Annotated in this window: 22 protein-coding genes; 17 read left to right on the top strand and 5 right to left on the bottom strand. The window is 60.1% G+C overall.

What is annotated here, in order from left to right; all coding sequences use genetic code 11:
- Window positions 1–119: 119 nt before the first annotated feature.
- The 3 genes from HY2_RS11280 (at window position 120) to HY2_RS11270 (ending at window position 2373) form a co-directional block, all read left to right on the top strand.
- Window positions 120–641, top strand: a complete 522-nt coding sequence (locus tag HY2_RS11280) for a hypothetical protein (RefSeq protein WP_034827628.1) — start codon at window positions 120–122, stop codon at window positions 639–641.
- Window positions 642–709: 68 nt separating this feature from the next.
- Window positions 710–1588: a diacylglycerol/lipid kinase family protein gene (locus HY2_RS16835; RefSeq protein WP_051594940.1), complete on the top strand. Its 879-nt coding sequence runs from the start codon at window positions 710–712 to the stop codon at window positions 1586–1588.
- On the top strand, window positions 1585–2373 hold the full coding sequence (locus HY2_RS11270) for a metallophosphoesterase family protein (RefSeq protein ID WP_051594939.1): 789 nt from the start codon (window positions 1585–1587) through the stop codon (window positions 2371–2373). Before HY2_RS16835 ends, HY2_RS11270 begins: the two co-directional genes overlap by 4 nt.
- A 16-nt stretch (window positions 2374–2389) precedes the next feature.
- Here HY2_RS11270 and HY2_RS11265 read toward each other — a convergent pair whose 3' ends face one another.
- Window positions 2390–3298, bottom strand: a complete 909-nt coding sequence (locus tag HY2_RS11265; protein ID WP_034827625.1) for a LysR family transcriptional regulator — start codon at window positions 3296–3298, stop codon at window positions 2390–2392.
- Between the two features lie 93 nt (window positions 3299–3391).
- Here HY2_RS11265 and HY2_RS11260 point away from each other — a divergent pair, with 93 nt between their 5' ends.
- The 4 genes from HY2_RS11260 to HY2_RS11245 all read left to right on the top strand — a co-directional run bounded on the left by HY2_RS11260 (window position 3392) and on the right by HY2_RS11245 (window position 6014).
- The gene (locus HY2_RS11260; RefSeq protein WP_034827623.1) at window positions 3392–4501 is read left to right on the top strand and encodes an S-(hydroxymethyl)glutathione dehydrogenase/class III alcohol dehydrogenase; all 1110 of its coding nucleotides are present in this window, start codon (window positions 3392–3394) and stop codon (window positions 4499–4501) included.
- Between the two features lie 261 nt (window positions 4502–4762).
- Complete coding sequence (locus HY2_RS11255; RefSeq protein WP_034827622.1) at window positions 4763–5239, top strand: hypothetical protein; 477 nt, start codon at window positions 4763–4765, stop codon at window positions 5237–5239.
- Window positions 5240–5268: 29 nt separating this feature from the next.
- The gene (locus HY2_RS11250) at window positions 5269–5646 is read left to right on the top strand and encodes a VOC family protein (protein WP_034827620.1); all 378 of its coding nucleotides are present in this window, start codon (window positions 5269–5271) and stop codon (window positions 5644–5646) included.
- A gap of 20 nt (window positions 5647–5666) precedes the next feature.
- Window positions 5667–6014: a hypothetical protein gene (locus HY2_RS11245; RefSeq protein WP_034827618.1), complete on the top strand. Its 348-nt coding sequence runs from the start codon at window positions 5667–5669 to the stop codon at window positions 6012–6014.
- 4 nt (window positions 6015–6018) lie between these two features.
- On the opposite strand, the gene HY2_RS11240 is transcribed toward HY2_RS11245, so the two are convergent.
- Window positions 6019–7095: an NAD(P)H-dependent flavin oxidoreductase gene (locus HY2_RS11240; RefSeq protein ID WP_034827795.1), complete on the bottom strand. Its 1077-nt coding sequence runs from the start codon at window positions 7093–7095 to the stop codon at window positions 6019–6021.
- Window positions 7096–7250: 155 nt separating this feature from the next.
- On the opposite strand from HY2_RS11240, the gene HY2_RS11235 reads away from it, so the two are divergent.
- The gene (locus HY2_RS11235; protein ID WP_051594938.1) at window positions 7251–7571 is read left to right on the top strand and encodes a hypothetical protein; all 321 of its coding nucleotides are present in this window, start codon (window positions 7251–7253) and stop codon (window positions 7569–7571) included.
- A 15-nt stretch (window positions 7572–7586) separates the two neighbouring features.
- Entirely contained in the window at window positions 7587–7874 is a 288-nt protein-coding gene (locus HY2_RS11230) for a hypothetical protein (RefSeq protein ID WP_034827616.1), read from the top strand.
- A gap of 4 nt (window positions 7875–7878) precedes the next feature.
- Here the strand turns inward: HY2_RS11230 and HY2_RS11225 are convergent, their stop codons facing one another.
- Window positions 7879–8970: a glutathione S-transferase family protein gene (locus tag HY2_RS11225; RefSeq protein WP_034827791.1), complete on the bottom strand. Its 1092-nt coding sequence runs from the start codon at window positions 8968–8970 to the stop codon at window positions 7879–7881.
- 183 nt (window positions 8971–9153) lie between these two features.
- On the opposite strand from HY2_RS11225, the gene fghA reads away from it, so the two are divergent.
- Window positions 9154–9996, top strand: coding sequence for an S-formylglutathione hydrolase (gene fghA / locus HY2_RS11220; RefSeq protein WP_034827614.1), 843 nt, complete (start codon window positions 9154–9156; stop codon window positions 9994–9996).
- Window positions 9997–10068: 72 nt separating this feature from the next.
- Window positions 10069–10584 carry a DsrE family protein gene (locus HY2_RS11215; protein ID WP_034827612.1) on the top strand — a complete coding sequence of 172 codons (516 nt, stop codon included), beginning with the start codon at window positions 10069–10071 and terminating at the stop codon, window positions 10582–10584.
- A 17-nt stretch (window positions 10585–10601) separates the two neighbouring features.
- Here the strand turns inward: HY2_RS11215 and HY2_RS11210 are convergent, their stop codons facing one another.
- Window positions 10602–10961, bottom strand: coding sequence for a RusA family crossover junction endodeoxyribonuclease (locus HY2_RS11210; protein WP_034827609.1), 360 nt, complete (start codon window positions 10959–10961; stop codon window positions 10602–10604).
- Window positions 10958–11281, bottom strand: coding sequence for a hypothetical protein (locus tag HY2_RS11205; RefSeq protein ID WP_146617184.1), 324 nt, complete (start codon window positions 11279–11281; stop codon window positions 10958–10960). Before HY2_RS11205 ends, HY2_RS11210 begins: the two co-directional genes overlap by 4 nt.
- A 108-nt stretch (window positions 11282–11389) precedes the next feature.
- Here HY2_RS11205 and fumC point away from each other — a divergent pair, with 108 nt between their 5' ends.
- The 6 genes from fumC (at window position 11390) to HY2_RS11175 (ending at window position 17168) form a co-directional block, all read left to right on the top strand.
- Window positions 11390–12778, top strand: coding sequence for a class II fumarate hydratase (gene fumC, locus HY2_RS11200; protein ID WP_034827605.1), 1389 nt, complete (start codon window positions 11390–11392; stop codon window positions 12776–12778).
- Between the two features lie 3 nt (window positions 12779–12781).
- Window positions 12782–13231: a GNAT family N-acetyltransferase gene (locus HY2_RS11195; RefSeq protein ID WP_034827604.1), complete on the top strand. Its 450-nt coding sequence runs from the start codon at window positions 12782–12784 to the stop codon at window positions 13229–13231.
- Between the two features lie 110 nt (window positions 13232–13341).
- Window positions 13342–14079, top strand: coding sequence for a class I SAM-dependent DNA methyltransferase (locus HY2_RS11190; RefSeq protein ID WP_034827603.1), 738 nt, complete (start codon window positions 13342–13344; stop codon window positions 14077–14079).
- Between the two features lie 158 nt (window positions 14080–14237).
- Window positions 14238–15824, top strand: a complete 1587-nt coding sequence (locus tag HY2_RS11185; protein ID WP_051594952.1) for a SulP family inorganic anion transporter — start codon at window positions 14238–14240, stop codon at window positions 15822–15824.
- A gap of 98 nt (window positions 15825–15922) precedes the next feature.
- On the top strand, window positions 15923–16726 hold the full coding sequence (locus HY2_RS11180; protein WP_034827789.1) for an SDR family oxidoreductase: 804 nt from the start codon (window positions 15923–15925) through the stop codon (window positions 16724–16726).
- Window positions 16727–16871: 145 nt separating this feature from the next.
- Complete coding sequence (locus HY2_RS11175) at window positions 16872–17168, top strand: aspartate decarboxylase (protein ID WP_034827601.1); 297 nt, start codon at window positions 16872–16874, stop codon at window positions 17166–17168.
- The last annotated feature ends 2 nt before the right edge of the window (window positions 17169–17170 follow it).

Below are 17170 nucleotides of genomic sequence, written 5' to 3'. Positions count from 1 at the left end.
TATTTCGCAGGGTGGGAGCCCCCAACGCGATCCGGCGTGCGTGGACCGGTTGTGAGGGGAGGAAGGATCGCCTAAGCCGGAGACTTTTCCGCACCCTTCGCTAGATCAGACGGACAGACATGCCCCAGCCCGCCCTGAAAGCCGATTGCGCCCGGTGCGCCGGATTATGCTGTGTCGCCCCACCATTCGACCCGTCGCCGGAATTTGGCCACGCCAAGCCGGCCAATACGCCCTGCCAGCACCTCTGCGCGGACAATCGCTGCGCCATTCATGCGCGTCGCCTGGAAGAGGGCTATGCGGGCTGCATCAGCTATGACTGCCATGGCGCAGGCCAGGCCGTGACGCAGGATATGTTCGGTGGCCGGTCATGGCGCGACGATGCCAGCCTGATGGCGCCGATGTCGCGGGCCTTTCTGGCGATGCGGCAGGTGCATGACTTGCTGGTACTGCTGGATCGGGCCGGGCAGATGCCGCTGACCACAGATGAGCGCGTGACGCTTGAGGCGCTACGCGGCGACCTGGTGCCGGCAGCTGGCTGGACGCTGGGGGCGCTTGAGGCGGTCGTTTCGAAGGGAGAAGTCAGCGCCCGTGTGCATACCTATCTGACGACGCTGGCGCATCATTTCCGCCTTGCCCGGTGAATCTTTACGGGTGTGGGCCCAACTGCAGTTGAGCAGGAACCTGATGCGGGGTTTCGCGTTTAGGAAAAATGACAACAACAAAGCCTTTGACCCGGCTTGGCCGCGTGTCCTGTGTGATCAACCCTCTCTCTGGAAGCACCCCTGCGGATGCGGCTGCTCTCGTACGCGAGAAACTCTCCGACCTGCCGGATGAGGCTAAGATACATGAGGCCGGGGAAGGGGATATTCGAGAAATTGTGAAGGCCGCTCTGGCTGACAAGCCTGATGTGTTGATTGTGTGGGGCGGGGATGGAACGATTGCCTGCGCCCTGTCACATGCCGGGCCGGACGGGCCAGCCGTACTACCTTTGCCGGGGGGGACGATGAACATGCTGCCGCATCGCGCAATTGGCGAGACTGACGACTGGAGCGAAATTCTGGACCGCGCTCTTGAGGGCGGCGAGATCAGGACCATGTCGTGCGGCGAAATTGTCGGCGGAGACCGCTTTTTCGTTGCCGCGATGATTGGCGACATGACGCGCCTGACCCAGTCCCGCGAAGCCTTGCGGGAAGGCCATATTCTGGAGGCCGCCCAGATCGTGCATGATGATTCCGCGCTGTCCCTCGAATCCAACATCGAATGGGGCGAGCCAGGTAAGCCACATGAGAAGGCCACGGCCGTGACGGTGAACATCAATGCGGACACGCTTGGCATGCTGGAGGTCGCTACGATCAATCCTGCCAATCTGATTGATCTGGCCAAGACCGGATTTCAGATGCTGAGCGCCGGCTGGCGCGATGCCGAAAGTGTCGACGTACGCAATCTGCCCGAGGTGGATGTCTCTGTGACCAATAAGCGCCTGATCAGTCTGACTCTGGATGGGGAACTGACAGAGATGGAGCCGCCTGTCCGGTTTCGCAGGATCGATGCAGCGGCCCGAATCTTTGTACCTGACATGTCTTCATGACCCGGATTGCCCAACTTTCAGACATTCACTTCGGCTCAGAAGACGCCGACGCCATTGCCCGGTGTGAAGCCTATATCAAGGCGCAAGCGCCCGACCTGTTGGTCATCTGCGGAGACCTGACGCAGAGAGGCCGCAGGCGGGAGTTTGATGCGGCGGCGGAGTGGCTGTCCGGCTTTGATATGCCGAAACTGATCGTGCCCGGAAATCATGACACGCCGATGTTTGACCTGGCGAGTCGCGCGCTGGACCCATTTGCGCGTTTCAAGCGTCATTTCGCAGACTGTCAGCATGAAGTTCGGATGGACGGTATCGTGGCGGTGGGCTTGAATACGGCGCGCGGCTGGCAGGTGCGCCGTAACTGGGCTGAAGGTTCCGTCAATCTGGAAGAGCTGGATGAGGCGATCATGCGCGCCGGAGAGCAGAAGGCGGATGTGAAGCTGCTGGCCTGTCACCATCCGTTCCGGTCTCTGCCCCATGCACCTTTGCGGGTGCGCACGCGGCGGGGCAGGCGGGCCTGTGACAAGGTGGCGGCGAGCCATATACAGATGGTGCTGACAGGGCATGTGCATACGCCCTCCGTTGTGCTGCGCCAGCGCGCCAATGGCGCTTATCTGGCCGTATCTTCCGGAACATTGTCCACGCGGCTGAGAGCCGAGCCGCCTTCCTTCAACATGATCCGTGTGGAGAAGGGGCAGTTTGACATTTCCCGTTGCGACCTGATTGACGGACAGGTGACGGAAACCGGTATGGGCCGGTTTGATGCGCATTTCGAACATATGAGTTGATTGGCGCTTGGCCGGGTCAGAGCTGCAACTGGTGCAGGGGCGTCGCCTCAAAGCCGGGCTGAAGCTGCGCGCGGATGCGGTCCACCAGCAAATGGACTTTGGGCTGCAGGTGCCGGGCCTGGGGATAGACGGCCCAGATCGGTTCCGGCTCTGGGCGGTAGTCTTCAAATAATTCCACCAGCGCGCCGCTTTGAAGATAGGGCAGCACATAGAAGAGCGGCAGCTGGCCGATGCCAGTGCCGGCGAGCAGGCCGTCCAGAACGGAGGCGGCGGAGTTGCAGCGCCAATTTCCCCGTGGGCGGAGGGTTTCATGCTTGCTGCCGATCTTGAAGCGCCAGCTGCTGGACGAGCCGATCAGGCAATTGTGCGCCTTCAGGTCATCCAGGCGTTGTGGCATGCCGTGAGCTTCCAGATAGGCGGGGGAGGTGCAGACCAGAAATTGCCGTGTGGCGACGCGAGAACTGATCAGCCGGGAATCCTCAAGCCGGCCCGTGCGGATGGCGAGGTCAAACCCTTCCGCGATCAGATCCACCAGCCGGTTTGAGAGGTCCATCGTGACTTCGACCTTGGGATAGTCCTGACAGAAGCGCCGCACGATGGGAGAGATGTAGCGCTCCCCCAGCAAGGTGGAGCAGGTGATCTTGATTTCACCCTGGGGATCATTGTCTCCGCCGACAGCGGCGAACAATTCGTCCCGTGATTGGATCAATTGGCGGCAATGGGCTAAAACGGTGCGACCTGTATCGGTGAGCGATACCTTGCGCGTCGTCCGGTAGAAGAGGGGCGCGCCAATGGCATTTTCGAGCCGAGTGACCGCGCGGCTGACATGGGAGGTGGAGACATTCAGTGCTTGCGCCGCCGGCTTGAAGCCCAAATTGGTCGCCACAGCGACGAATTCTTCAATTCCATCCCAATCCGTCCGCATTATCCCTGCCTTGCAACAATGAATTGCGAATTACCCACTTTAACGCCGTGGGCGCAAGAGTAGTATGGCACCAACAGATTATGGAGTTCCCTTATGAAGACACGCGCCGCTGTGGCCTTTGAGGCCAAGAAACCGCTCGAAATCGTCGAACTGGACCTGGAAGGCCCGAAGGAGGGCGAGGTTCTGGTCGAGATCATGGCGACCGGCATCTGTCACACCGATGCCTACACGCTGGACGGGCTGGACAGTGAAGGCATTTTCCCCAGCGTGCTGGGCCATGAAGGCGCAGGTATCGTGCGCGAAGTGGGCGCGGGCGTGACCAGCGTGAAGCCGGGCGATCATGTGATCCCGCTCTACACGCCGGAATGCCGCCAGTGCAAAAGCTGTCTCTCGGGCAAGACCAATCTCTGCACCGCGATCCGCGCGACGCAGGGCAAGGGCCTGATGCCCGACGGCACGACGCGCTTCTCTTATAAGGGCCAGCCGATCTATCACTATATGGGCTGCTCGACCTTTTCGAACTTTACCGTTCTGCCGGAGATCGCCGTGGCGAAGATCCGCGAGGACGCGCCCTTCGACAAGGCCTGCTATGTCGGTTGCGGCGTGACGACTGGCGTGGGCGCTGTGGTCAACACGGCGAAGGTTCAGGTGGGGGACAATGTGGTTGTCTTCGGCCTTGGCGGTATCGGCCTCAACGTGATCCAGGGCGCGAAGATGGCGGGCGCGGACATGATTGTCGGCGTGGACATCAATGACTCCAAGAAGGAATGGGGTGAGAAATTCGGCATGACGCATTTCGTCAATCCGAAGAACACCGCTGACGTCGTGGCGCATCTTGTGGAGCTGACCGGCGGTGGCGCGGACTATTCCTTTGACTGCACGGGCAATACGGATGTGATGCGACAGGCGCTGGAATGCTGCCATCGCGGGTGGGGCACGTCTGTGATCATCGGCGTGGCGGAAGCCGGCAAGGAAATCAGCACACGGCCGTTCCAGCTGGTCACGGGCCGTAACTGGCGCGGCACGGCCTTTGGCGGCGCAAAAGGGCGCACGGACGTGCCGAAGATCGTCGACTGGTATATGAACGGCAAGATCCAGATCGACCCGATGATCACGCACGTCATGAAGCTCGACAAGATCAACGACGCCTTCGACCTGATGCACGCAGGCGAAAGCATCCGCAGCGTGGTAGTGTACGACTAGGCCCTCTCTTCGCATCCCGGATAAGCGCTTTGCGCTTTCCGGGATGACAGGAACCCACTGTGTCATCCCGGCCGGATTCCGTAGGAAGTCCGGCGGGAGAGCCGGGACCCAGCAGCCGCGAAGTTCACGCCACTACTCGCTCCATGCAAGCTTGCCGCCTGTTATGCAGGGTGCACAGTTGCAATATGAGACCTGGCCGATTCACTGAGGCCTTTGAGCTGATGCGCAAGAGTAAGATATTGGAACTGTAGGGGAGTCCTGATGCGTCTTGTTCTCTCATCGCTCATTCTCTTCGTGTCGGCCTGTGCTTCAAATGGCACCTCAGAACCGCTGAAGGAGGCATATTGCGACGCTCTCAGAACATGGGTCGAAGCCATGCCAGAGTCTGACCTGGATCAGCGCTATGTGCGGCTGTTTCAGGGCGGGTGCTCAGAAGGTCGCATCTGCATGTATTCCCTTGGCTGGAAGACTGAGTGCGATGAATGCGCCGATGCAATAGATCGCTCTTTTGTTAAGACGATTGCGCCGATGACCCATCATGTTTCCATCAATGAATTCGCTGAATATTCCGAGCAGTGTCTATCTCACGGCGAAACAATGAATATTAATGTGATGCCCGACAATCCACCGTCTCAATCTGTTTCACTGGTTTACAAAGGCACCAATGTGATTGTCGACTGGGACTGCGGGGATTGCGGATTTTACGGCTGTACGACATTGAGCGTCAGTTATAAGTGAACGCGAACAAAAAAAGAGGAAACGTAAACATGTTCAGTCACGTAATGGTCGGGTCGGATGACATTGACCGCTCGAAGACATTCTATGACGCCACATTCAAGGCGCTGGGCGGCCGCGAGGCGATCACGGATCCGAAGGGGCGTCTGATCTATCTGCACAATGGGGGCACCTTCCTGGTCACAAAGCCGATTGACGGCAAGCCGGCGAGCTTCGCCAATGGCGGCACGATCGGCTTTGCGGCTGAGAACCCGGAACAGGCCGATGCCTGGCACAAGGCGGGCCTAGAAGCAGGCGGCAAGGCCATCGAAGACCCGCCGGGCTGGCGCGAAGGCAATGGCATGAAGCTGTACCTCGCTTATCTGCGCGATCCGGACGGCAACAAGATCTGCGCGATGTGCCGCGGCTAAACTGAACGAAAGGCGCCGGAATGGCATGGAGGGAAGACCTTTATGATGCATTCCGGCGCCGCTTCGGCCGCTGGTGGGTCGTCGACCCGCTGAGTGAACCGGAGCCCTCCGATACGTGGGACCCGCCCTCCGCCGAGGGGCTTGCCGCGCTGAAGCCGGGCGATATCGTGAGCCTCGCCTTCAAGGGCTGGCCGCGCGGGCGTATCTATTACTGGGAAATCCTGCGTGTCGAACTGATCGCCGTTGACGGCGATCAGCTGATTGGCCGCGTGGTGGACGATGCCGATGACATGCCGCAGCTGGAACGGGGAGCAGGGGTGACCTTCCGACGCGCGGACATTCTGGACATAGATCCACCGGACTGGTGAACGGCTACACGCTGACACGCGCCAGTGCTGCCTCGGTTTCCGCCATCATAGCGTCTATCAGCTCTTGGGTCGTCATACGCCGGGTCAGGCCAACGCCTTGTCCGGCCCATAGGGATAGATATTCCGCTTTGCCCTGTTGTGCCGCAGCCTTGCGCATGGGTCGCGTTAGAGCGTTCTGGTAGGGGAAGGGCAGAAGTGTGTCCGGCGCGTTGGCGGCCTCGGCGGCTTCCATGAAATCATTGATGATGCCGCGCGCAGGGCGGCCGGAGAACGCACGAGTTATCCGCGTGCGTGATGGACTCGCGCCAATCAGGGTATCTTTGTAGACTTGCGGGATACCGGCCTCTTCGCAGGCGAGGAAGGCTGTTCCGATCTGCACCGCACTCGCACCGAGGGTGAGCGCAGCGGCAATGCCCCGTCCGTCCGCTATGCCGCCGGAGGCGATGACGGGCACGCTGACAGCGTCTACCATTTGCGGCACTAGCGCGATGGTTCCGACCATGGAGGCGGTGAAGTCTCCTAGGAAACTGCCCCGGTGGCCACCGGATTCCGAGCCCTGCGCTACCACGGCATCCACACCGGCCTGTTCCAGCGCGACAGCCTCTTCCACCGTTGTCGCCATGCCGATGATGAACATGCCGCGATCCCTGGCGGCGGCAATCACCTCTGGCGGCATGACGCCAAAGGCAAAGCTGAAGACGCTGGCACCGGAATCGAGCAGGGCTTCGACCTGGCTGTCGAAATCGAAGCCGCCGGACTGTGGGGCCTCTGGCGGCGCAAGACCCAGCGCTTCATGATATGGCGCAACGAGGTTCAGGGCGTTATGCAGGTCTGAGGGTCGGTCAGGGATCGGCAGGGGCGCGAAAAGATTCACGTTAAAGCCGCGATTTGTGGCGGTCCGCACCTGGCTGGTAGCGTCGCGAACCTGATCTGCGGCCATATAGGAACAGCCCATCGAGCCCAGAGCGCCTGCTTCACCGGCTGCGGCGACCATGCCAGGGGAATCGCTGCCGGCCATGGGGGCTTGAATGATCGGCACGGTGAGGCCAAGGCGTTCTGTAAGGGCGTTCGTGTACTTCATGATCAAGCCAGGGTTTTGATTCTAAAGATATATACGGTATGTAACCGGCAGGCGCTCTATAACAAGTCTGGTGCGATTGTGTGGCGCACATGGTTTCGCGCATGCGTCATGCCGTGTATGTTGTGATTTGAAACACGTACCAGGAGTCTGCTCTGATGACGGACCTTACACATTATACATTGCTGTGCGATGGACGCATCGTGCAAGCCAATGATGAGTTCGACACCGAGCCGGGCCCATGCATCATGGGTATGAAAGTGTGGGCGCGCAATGCCGAGCAGGCCGCCGAGATGATTGCCGATATCGGCCCGCGCCTTGGCTTTCATCCGGATGGCGAGTTGCAGGTGTTCGTGACAGACCCGGAAGCGCCGATGAAGGACGAACCTTTCGGTTATGATGTGCATTTTACCTCGTATACGGATGAAGAGGCGGAGGCGGATGCAAGCCTTGATGACGACTGCCCAACCATCCACTGATGGCGTCGGCTGACCATGGCGGATCATGTGTCGCTTTCGTCTGTTGAGTCCGCTGCCATTCGAGACGTTGCAGAGCGCGCCATGCTGCAAGGCAATCAGGTGTCAGACATTGCGCCATGGTCCAAAGCGTTGGTTGTGCACATGGCGTATACTCTGTCAGAGACGCTGAAGGCCGAAATTTGCGCGCAGTACCCCAGCCTTGAATATTATCGGCAGGAGGGATCTCCGCATAATCCGCCTGATGAAGGCTTCATCCATGGCGGGTTTGCGATTTCGTTTCCCCGGCCACGGGCGGCAGGCTGACGCCTCAGGCGAGAGCCAGCCGGTTCTGCTTGCGGGTAAGGCGGAAGGGCAGTTTAAATTCTTTCAGAGGGGCGCCCCCCACCCGGCCCAGAAGGGCATCGGCGCGTGCCCGGGCGTCATCGTCCAGCACGTCATAAGCGTCCAGCACGGCCTGCAGGCGCCATAGTGGGAAGGTGCGCGCGGCGGCTGGCCCGATACTGTTTTCGATATTGATCTCGATCTGGCCAAGGGCGCGCGGGAGGAAGGCCCCGGGCTCTGCCTCTTTCGCCCAGTCTTGCAGAAAATGCGCCGTTTGAAGCAAAGCGGGGAATTGTTCCCGCATCTGTCGCGTAAGGATCGGTGTAAGGGTGACGGGGATACTGTCATCCGTGGGAAGATCGTCTGTCGAGGGAGAGCCCGCCTGAACACGCTCTACCCAGTCGGCGACTTTTGGGGCGAGGCGGTGCATAATCTCACCCGAGGCCGGGTCGCGGTAGAGGTGCGCATATAGCGGGCCATAGAGAGCAAAGTCAGCAAAGCTCGCGCGGTTTCCCAGCGCATAGGGGTGCACTTCCAGATGCGTGGAGAATTCCTTCAGAAAGGCTTCATAGCTTTTCTCGATGCCGGGAATCGTGGTGGCGGACACGCCGAGCGGGGGCAGGGCGCCCTTGAAGCGCTGGCCATTCTTGCGGCCGACGTCATATTGTTCAGGCTTCGACAGGTCCGGCGCGGAAAGCGCGCCGAATTCCTGATAGGCAAAGTCTTCATTATAGGTCCAGCGATAGTGCATCGCAGGAATGACCAGCCACTCATCGGCGTAAAGCTGCAACAGCTGGCTGACGAAACGCTGCACGGGTCCGTGCGGCATGACTGGGGGCTCTGCCTGTTCGGCGGCTTCGACATGAGCGATGATTTCGGCCGTGTCCTGTACAATACCGCCCGCAGGCGTTTTCATGACCGGTATGACCGGCCAGCCGACATGCGGCAGAATGATGTCGCGATAGACGTCCTGTGTTGCGCCTTCCTCATGGAAAGGCACGCCGCGCCAGCTGAAATAGGCCCGGGCCTTGCCGGTGAAATAGCTGACCTCTGCGCCATACAGGATGTAATCCGCCACGTTTCCTCCTCGGAGTATTGTCTGTTTCTCTTTCATGATGTGATGCGCCAGCGGCCGCCGGCAAGCAAGTCCTGTCCCTGCGGCCTCGCCCGGTGGCAGCTTGGCGAACGCCGCGCCCTTGTGCTTCAGTGCAAGTCAGACCAGATCAAGCTAAGACCAAATCCCCTAGATTCAGGATATAACATGACTCTTACGCAAGTTTCTTCGTGGCAATCCTTTGGCGGTACGCTGTCTGTGCATGATCATGAAAGTGCGCTGCAGAACTGCACGATGCGTTTTGCGGTCTATACGCCGCCACAGGCAGACCCGGAGACGGTACCGGTGCTGTGGTATTTGTCCGGCCTGACCTGCAGCTGGGCGAATGTGATGGAGAAATCCGGCCTGCAACGCGCTGCTTCCAAGCATGGCATCATGATCATCGCGCCGGATACCAGCCCCCGCGGCGAGGATGTGCCCGATGATGAGGGTTATGATCTGGGGCAGGGCGCCGGCTTTTACCTGACCGCGACGCAGGAGCCCTGGGCGAAGCACTACAAGATGGATCAGTACATCACCGATGAGCTGCCCAAGGTGATTGCAGAGCATTTCCCTGCGGCGGATATGAGCCGCCAGGGGATTTTCGGCCACTCCATGGGCGGACATGGCGCGATCACGCTGCACCTGAAGCATCCGGATGTGTACAAAAGCTGTTCCGCCTTCAGCCCGATCACCAGCCCGTGCCAGGTGCCGTGGGGCCAGAAGGCCTTTACCGCCTATCTGGGCGATGCCTCAGTCGCCTGGGAGCAATATGATGCGACCGAACTGGTGAAGGAGCGCCAGACCAAGGCGACCATCCTGGTCGATACCGGCACGGCGGATACTTTCCTGGAGCGCGAATTGAAGCCGGAAATCTTTACCGAAGCCTGCCGCAAGCATGGCCAGCGGCTGGATTACAATATGCGCGATGGCTATGGGCACGACTATTATTTCATCGCCACCTATATGGACGAGCATATCGCGCACCATGCGAGGGCGCTGGAGGCCTAGGCGGCGAGAGTTTGCTCGACAGGCGTGTGTCGGCCCGTTACCGTTTCAGTTGAAACCAATGGGAGCTTGCCGATGACACGCCTTTCTGCCTGCTTGTTTGCCGCCTGTGCGCTGGCCCTTCCGGCGCTTGCCGGGCCCGAGGATTTCACGACAGGGCCAGCCATTGAAGGCTATGGCCCGGTTGCGCAGGTGCCTGACGCGACGCGCTTGTCAAAAGACAGCGTGTTCAAGGTGGCGTTCGATACTTCGCTCGCCGCGCAGCCCGGCAAGCTGAACCGGACCTTGGAAGGCGCTGCGCGGTTTCTGAACATGCATGAGTCGGTCGGCATCCCGGCATCGAACATCAAGCTGGCCATTGTTATCCATGGCCCAGCAGCAGAGGATCTGCTGGATGTGGAGGGCAATGCCAATGCCCCGCTGATCGCTGCGCTGCATAAGCATCGTGTGCGTATCATCCTGTGCGGCCAGACAGCAATGTACAAGGACATCCGCCAGAGCGATCTGTTGCCGGGCGTCGAGATTGCGCTGTCTGCGATGACGGTGCATGCGCAATTGCAGCAGGAAGGCTATACGCTAAACCCGTTCTAGGCGTCCTGGTGCGGCCTCTAGTCCATGGCTTCGGCCTTCAGCCAGATGCCTTCGCGCTCGCCCACGCGACGCTCCACCAGCAGGCGGGCCACCTGATGGTCATCCTCGAACACATTGCCGGTCAGACTGTCGAGCAGGGCCTTTGCCAGATTGTCGAGATCCATCCAGGGGGCATCCCCGGTATATTCCATCATGATGTGAACGGAATAGTCGCCATAGCCGGGCCGTAGGGGCGGGAACTCCTTGCGGAAAAATTCCTTCAGCAGCGTCTTGTAGTATTTCGTCTGCGTGGTGAGGCCGGTGCAACGCACTTCCAGCGCGCCCTCATCCGTGATGCGCGCGCGGACCTTGCCAGCGGAAATCCAGTCCAGGTTCATCCGCGCATCCGGTGGCGTGACTGCATGTGCGCTTCGATGGCTTCCTTGGACTCCCTCAGACCGAGGCCTGAGGCGTCACGCAGAAGTTTGATGGCGTGCAGCTTGTGCCGGTCTTCAATGGCCTGATTGATCTCGGCCCATTTGGTTTCCGGCACGCGCGCGAGGGCCGTCTCGATCTCTTCCGGGCTGTGATGAGGCGGGCTGTGCGATTTCTGGTGCCCCGTACCGCGTACGAGATAGCCAAGCGCAAAGGCGATCACGAGCGCGATGGCGACTTCGATATGCAGGAAACTGGTGATCATGTCCCTTATGGGCCTCATTCTGGTCCGGCTGTGTCTGGTGCGGCAATCGCCACAGTGTTGCAGTCCTTCTACAGCATGCTACACCGCAGCGCGACCCGGCTAATGACCGCCAAGCGGAGAGATCAGATGAGCAATACCCGTACCGAAACCGACACAATGGGCCCGATTGAGGTCTCCAATGACGCCTATTGGGGCGCGCAGGCCCAGCGCAGCCTCGGCAATTTCAAGATTGGCTGGGAAAAACAGCCTGAACCGATCATTCGCGCCCTTGGCATCGTCAAGAAGGCCGCCGCCGAAGCGAACATGGACCTCGGCAAGATGGATCCGGATCTGGGCAAAGTGATCATCCAGGCCGCAGAGGAAGTCATCGACGGCAAGCTGAATGAGCATTTCCCGTTGGTCGTCTGGCAGACGGGCTCTGGCACGCAATCCAACATGAACGCCAATGAGGTGATCTCCAACCGCTCCATCGAGATTCTGGGCGGGGAGAAGGGCTCCAAGAAGCCGGTTCACCCGAACGATCATGTGAACATGTCCCAATCCTCCAACGACACGTTCCCGACAGCAATGCACATTGCCTGCGCCGAGGAAGTCGTCCACCGCCTGATCCCGGCGCTGAGCGTGCTGCAAAGTGCGCTGGCCGCAAAAGCTGCCGAGTGGAAGGACATCATCAAGATCGGCCGCACACACACGCAGGATGCAACGCCTGTCACGCTGGGCCAGGAATTCTCCGGTTATGCCCAGCAGCTGAGCAATGGCATCGAGCGTATCGAGCTGACCCTGCCGAAACTGATGGAATTGGCGCAAGGTGGCACGGCGGTCGGCACGGGCCTCGCCTCTCCGGTCGGCTTTGCCGAGAAGGTCGCCGAGAAGATTGCCGGCATCACCGGTCTGAAATTCACGACCGCACCGAACAAGTTCGAAGCACTGGCCGCGCATGACGCGATGGTATTCACGCATGGCGCGATCACGACGGTGGCGATGTCCTGCTTCAAGATTGCCAATGACATTCGTTTCCTCGGCTCCGGCCCACGTTCCGGCCTTGGCGAATTGGCCCTGCCGGAGAACGAGCCGGGCAGCTCCATCATGCCAGGCAAGGTTAACCCGACGCAGTGTGAAGCGCTGACCCAGGTCTGCGCACACATTCACGGCAACAATGCCGCAATCGGTTTTGCCGGCAGCCAGGGCCATTTCGAGCTGAACGTGTTCAACCCGATGATGGCCTACAACTTCCTGCAATCCGTGCGTTTGCTGGCAGATGCAGCTGTGAGCTTCACAGAGAATTGTGTTGTCGGTATTGAGCCGCGCCTCGACAATATCGAGCGTGGGCTCAAGAACTCGCTCATGCTGGTGACACCGCTGAAAGAGAAATATGGTTACGACCGCGCCGCCAAGATCGCCAAAACGGCCCACAAGAACGGGACGACGTTGCGCGAGGAAGCTATCAAGGATGGCATCCCGGGCGAGGATTTCGACAACATTGTCGATCCGTCCAAAATGATCTCGCCGGGCTGATTCATGGGGCAAGGCGTCGAGATCATCCGCATCGGCGCTGTGCTTCCCCCGGGAATTGACCGTCTTCTGGAGGAGGCCGAAAGTGAAGGCGTGCGCAATGTTCGTATGCTGGTCTCGGCTTGGGCCTCCGGTGAAGAGCAGTTTGATAGGAAAGGCGCCGCGCTCTTCGGCGCCTTTTCCAATGAACAGTGTGTGGGTCTCGGCGGCGTGACGCGGCAAAGCGGTTTAGACGAACCGGCAATGCGTATGCGCCGGTTTTATGTCTCGCCCTCCGTCCGCGGACAGGGCGTTGGCCGATTGCTGGCGCAAGCTGCCATCAGGCAAGGATTAGCGCATGCGCGCCTTCTGACCTGCAACGCCAGGGCGACGCCCTCAGCCGGACCGTTCTGGCTGGCCATGGGATTCATGCCAGCGAGTCTGTCGAACATCACACACATTTGCCGCCGGGTATGACCGGAATGGTGACTTTTCTCCAGGGTGGAGGAAAGCCAGGGTTTGTTTGCGAGGACGTGCACTTTAAAAGCGCGCAATGATTTTTTGTGGCTGACGTGCTATGAGCGCGCATGATGGACTTTGATCCCGATACCTTCGGCACTCTGAACGCGGACAATTATGACGCCCAGCACGATCCGGGCACGACGGAGGAGTCTGTCGCGCTGATCGCGGAGCTGGCGGGGCAGGGGCGGCTCTTGGAGCTGGCGATCGGCACGGGGCGCATGGCGCTGCCGCTGAAGGCGCGCGGGTTCGACATTGCGGGCATCGAAGGCTCGCCCGCCATGGTGGAGAAGCTCCGCGAAAAGCCGGGCGGGGCGGACATTCCGGTCGTCATCGGCGACATGGCGGACGCGGCCATCGAGGGCCCGTTCGATTTCGCCTTTCTCGTGTTCAACACGCTGTTCAATCTGACGAGCCAAGCCGATCAGGTGCGCTGCTTTCGCAATGTTGCCGACAGGCTCGCGCCCGGCGGTGCCTTCCTGATCGAGACCTTTGTGCCGGACTTTTCCGCCTATCAGGGCCATCAGAGCCTGCGGACGCGGAAGATCGGTTTCAAGTCTCTATGGTTTGAGGCAACGCTGCATGATCCGACCCGGCAGGTGATCGAATATCAGCGTGTGCGGATTACGGAGCAGGGGGTAAGACTTGTGCCTCTGGTGATGCGCTATGCCTGGCCGCAGGAAATTGACCTAATGGCAGAGCTGGCCGGACTGCAGCTGGAACAACGCTGGGGCGGCTGGGCCCGCGAGCCCTTTACCGCCGACAGCCGCATGCATGTTTCACTGTATAGAAAGGCGGCAGGCTAAGCCCCGCAGGGGGCTTTTCTCAGGCCTTCGGGTTGCGCCATGGGTGGAAGACCGTCATAGGGCGGGCAAACTCCCTTCCTTCCCTCAAGACCGAAGAGTTTAAGCCCGTGGTAAAATCGACTTTCGCAGCGTTCGCTGACCGGCTCAGCGCGCAAGGCCTGTCGCAGGCCAGCTTCACTCAGTTTACGCCGAACCGGATCAAGATTGAATTGCTGTCCGGCCTGACCGTGGCGCTGGCGCTGGTGCCGGAGGCTGTGGCCTTTGCCTTTGTCGCGCATGTGCACCCGCTGGTCGGCCTGTATGCCGCGTTCATAGTCGGGCTGGTGACGGCGCTCATCGGCGGTCGGCCGGGCATGATTTCTGGCGCGACTGGCGCGCTGGCCGTCGTGATGGTCTCTCTGGTGAGCACGCATGGAGTGGAATATCTGTTCGCGACAGTTGTGCTGATGGGCATTCTTCAGCTGGCGGCGGGGATATTCCGGTTCGGGAAGTTCATCCGGCTGGTGCCGCATCCGGTGATGCTGGGTTTTGTGAATGGTCTGGCCATTGTCATCTTCATGGCGCAACTGACACAGTTCAAGGTGCCCGGCACGGCGGAGGCGTCAGGTCACGGCCTGTCCGGTGGCGAATGGATGAGCGGCTGGCCTCTGATTCTGATGCTGGGTCTTGTCGCGCTGACCATGCTGATCATCTGGGCCTTGCCGAAGGTGACGAAGATCATTCCCGCACCGCTGGCAGGCATTGGCATTGTTGCCGCAGTTGTTATCGGCTTTGGCCTGGATGTGCCACGCGTCGGCGATCTGGCCTCCATTCAGGGCGGGCTGCCGCCCTTCCACATTCCGAGTGTGCCGATGACCTGGGAGACGCTGCAGATTATCCTGCCTTACGCTGTCATTCTGGCGGCCATTGGCCTGATCGAAAGCCTGCTGACGCTGAACCTTGTCGGGGAAATCACGGGAAAACGCGGCGGCGCGAGCCAGGAATGCGTCGCTCAGGGCGCTGCCAATGTGATCACGGGGTTCTTCGGCGGCATGGGCGGCTGCGCCATGATCGGCCAATCCATGATCAATGTGAAATCCGGCGGTCGCACACGCCTGGCAGGCATCTCGGCGGCGCTGTTCCTGCTGGCCTTTATCCTCGTCGGCTCCAGCCTGATCGAGCAGATCCCGCTCGCGGCGCTCGTCGGAGTGATGTTCATGGTCGTGATCGGCACCTTTGCCTGGAACAGTTTGCGCATCATGACGCGCATCCCGCTGATGGACGCTGCTGTCATTGTGCTGGTGACGGTTGTGACCGTGTTCTACGATCTCGCGACCGCAGTTGTTGTCGGGGTGATCGTCTCGGCGCTTGCCTATGCCTGGAGCAATGCGCGCCGCATTCATGTGATCGAACGCGACAGCGTGCGCACGCCCGGCGCGCATGTGTATGAGATTGAAGGCCCGCTCTTCTTCGGCTCGACGGATGCCTTTGCCGAGCTGTTCCACCCGGAAACCGATCCCGATGTGGTGATCGTTGACTTCATGCGCTCCCGTGTGGTCGACCAGTCTGCCCTTCAGGCCATTGAAGACCTTGCCCGGCGCTATGAGGCGCAAGGCAAGACACTGCAGCTGCGCCACTTGTCGCGCGATTGCCACCGCCTGCTCAGCAAGGCAGGGCAGCTGATGATCGATTCCGATGATGATCCGGATTACGCACTGGCGGTGGACTATTCCGTGCGGACCGGCGCGTTTGGCGGGGGGCATTGACCGGTCAGTCTGTCGCGCTTTACGCAAATTTCCTTGCCCGGGTCTGCTTGTTCCGCCACTAGGGACGCCATTCGGATATTTGGAGGAACACGATGGAAATGGATTTCAGCAATATGTTTTCGGTCGCTGGCAAGACAGTTGTCATCACCGGCGGCTCTCGCGGCATTGGCGAAATGATTGCGGCTGGCTTCCTGTCCAACGGCGCAAAAGTGATCATTTCGTCCCGCAAGGCGCAGGCCTGCGAGGAAACGGTCGAGCGCCTGAAAGCAGAATATGGCGGCGAGATCTATGCCATCCCGTCAGATGTTGGCAGCCTGGACGGCGTGAACCATCTGGTGAGCGAGCTGGAGAAGAAGGAAGACAAGGTCGACGTGCTGGTCAACAATGCCGGCGTCGCTTGGGGCGCCTCTCTCGATGAGTTTCCGGAGCATGGCTATGACAAGGTGATGGACGTGAACGTCAAAGGCGTTTTCTTCCTGACGCAGAAAATGATGCCGCTGCTGCGCAAGGCAGCCAGCAAGGACAATCCGGCCCGCGTCATCAACATCGCTTCCGTCGACGGCATGCACACCTCTCCTATGAGCGGCTATATCTATGGCACGTCCAAGGCAGCGGTCATTCACCTGACGCGCTTTATGGGCTCTCAGCTGGCCAAGGAAAACATCCTCGTCAACGGCATCGCGCCGGGCCCGTTCCCGACCTATATGCTGTCCACCGGTGTGGGCTACAAAGGTGAAACCGAAGGTGTCGATTGGGACGCCATTGGCAGCCGCACGCCGATGGGCCGCGTTGGCGCGCCGAGCGATGTGGCAGGCCTGTCCATCTTCCTGTCGTCCAAGGCATCAGCCTACATCACCGGTCACACCATTCCGTGTGATGGTGGTATCGTCTCTGGCAGCTAAGGCTGCACACAGTCTAAGCCCCGCTGTCTTGTGGATGGCGGGGATGTGGCAGCCAGAATGCCTGCGGGCAGGGGATGGCAGATGTGGCGAGGCAGTTTAGACTGCCCACATATAGAATCACCCCTTGCCCAGAAAGGCCCCGCCCATGGCAAAAGCTCCTGTCGGATCCAAATCCAATCCGTCCGAATTCGATGTGCTGGAAAAGCTCGCGCCGGATGAGCCTTACTTCGTCATTCGTGCGCACGATCCGCTCTCTTCCGCGCTAGTGGAGCTGCACGCCTATATTGGTGCTGGTCAGGCAGGCGCGGCCCACAACAAGCTGGCCGAGATCATGGCGTTGACCTCAGCCAAGGCTCCGCGACCGGCTTCCAGCCCAAAATACCGTGAAACCTTCGCGATTTCGCTGGCCATGGAGCAATGGCGCGAAAGCCACGAGGAATAATG

The organism is Hyphomonas pacifica, from assembly GCF_000682675.1.
GTDB lineage: Bacteria > Pseudomonadota > Alphaproteobacteria > Caulobacterales > Hyphomonadaceae > Hyphomonas > Hyphomonas pacifica.
Note: the sequence above shows the minus strand (reverse complement) of the source record. Positions and strands in the feature narration are given on the sequence as shown.

Excerpts from the sequence above, each read along its gene's own strand:
- HY2_RS11240 (WP_034827795.1), bottom strand. The coding sequence starts at position 7,095 with ATGAAGTACACGAACGCCCTTACAGAACGCCTTGGCCTCACCGTGCCG.
- HY2_RS11235 (WP_051594938.1), top strand. The coding sequence starts at position 7,251 with ATGACGGACCTTACACATTATACATTGCTGTGCGATGGACGCATCGTG.
- HY2_RS11205 (WP_146617184.1), bottom strand. The coding sequence starts at position 11,281 with ATGAGGCCCATAAGGGACATGATCACCAGTTTCCTGCATATCGAAGTC.
- HY2_RS11210 (WP_034827609.1), bottom strand. The coding sequence starts at position 10,961 with ATGAACCTGGACTGGATTTCCGCTGGCAAGGTCCGCGCGCGCATCACG.
- HY2_RS11255 (WP_034827622.1), top strand. The coding sequence starts at position 4,763 with ATGCGTCTTGTTCTCTCATCGCTCATTCTCTTCGTGTCGGCCTGTGCT.
- HY2_RS11250 (WP_034827620.1), top strand. The coding sequence starts at position 5,269 with ATGTTCAGTCACGTAATGGTCGGGTCGGATGACATTGACCGCTCGAAG.
- HY2_RS11175 (WP_034827601.1), top strand. The coding sequence starts at position 16,872 with ATGGCAAAAGCTCCTGTCGGATCCAAATCCAATCCGTCCGAATTCGAT.
- HY2_RS11245 (WP_034827618.1), top strand. The coding sequence starts at position 5,667 with ATGGCATGGAGGGAAGACCTTTATGATGCATTCCGGCGCCGCTTCGGC.
- HY2_RS11190 (WP_034827603.1), top strand. The coding sequence starts at position 13,342 with ATGATGGACTTTGATCCCGATACCTTCGGCACTCTGAACGCGGACAAT.
- HY2_RS11265 (WP_034827625.1), bottom strand. The coding sequence starts at position 3,298 with ATGCGGACGGATTGGGATGGAATTGAAGAATTCGTCGCTGTGGCGACC.
- HY2_RS11260 (WP_034827623.1), top strand. The coding sequence starts at position 3,392 with ATGAAGACACGCGCCGCTGTGGCCTTTGAGGCCAAGAAACCGCTCGAA.
- HY2_RS11195 (WP_034827604.1), top strand. The coding sequence starts at position 12,782 with ATGGGGCAAGGCGTCGAGATCATCCGCATCGGCGCTGTGCTTCCCCCG.
- HY2_RS11270 (WP_051594939.1), top strand. The coding sequence starts at position 1,585 with ATGACCCGGATTGCCCAACTTTCAGACATTCACTTCGGCTCAGAAGAC.
- HY2_RS16835 (WP_051594940.1), top strand. The coding sequence starts at position 710 with ATGACAACAACAAAGCCTTTGACCCGGCTTGGCCGCGTGTCCTGTGTG.
- HY2_RS11215 (WP_034827612.1), top strand. The coding sequence starts at position 10,069 with ATGACACGCCTTTCTGCCTGCTTGTTTGCCGCCTGTGCGCTGGCCCTT.
- HY2_RS11230 (WP_034827616.1), top strand. The coding sequence starts at position 7,587 with ATGGCGGATCATGTGTCGCTTTCGTCTGTTGAGTCCGCTGCCATTCGA.
- fghA (WP_034827614.1), top strand. The coding sequence starts at position 9,154 with ATGACTCTTACGCAAGTTTCTTCGTGGCAATCCTTTGGCGGTACGCTG.
- fumC (WP_034827605.1), top strand. The coding sequence starts at position 11,390 with ATGAGCAATACCCGTACCGAAACCGACACAATGGGCCCGATTGAGGTC.
- HY2_RS11280 (WP_034827628.1), top strand. The coding sequence starts at position 120 with ATGCCCCAGCCCGCCCTGAAAGCCGATTGCGCCCGGTGCGCCGGATTA.
- HY2_RS11180 (WP_034827789.1), top strand. The coding sequence starts at position 15,923 with ATGGATTTCAGCAATATGTTTTCGGTCGCTGGCAAGACAGTTGTCATC.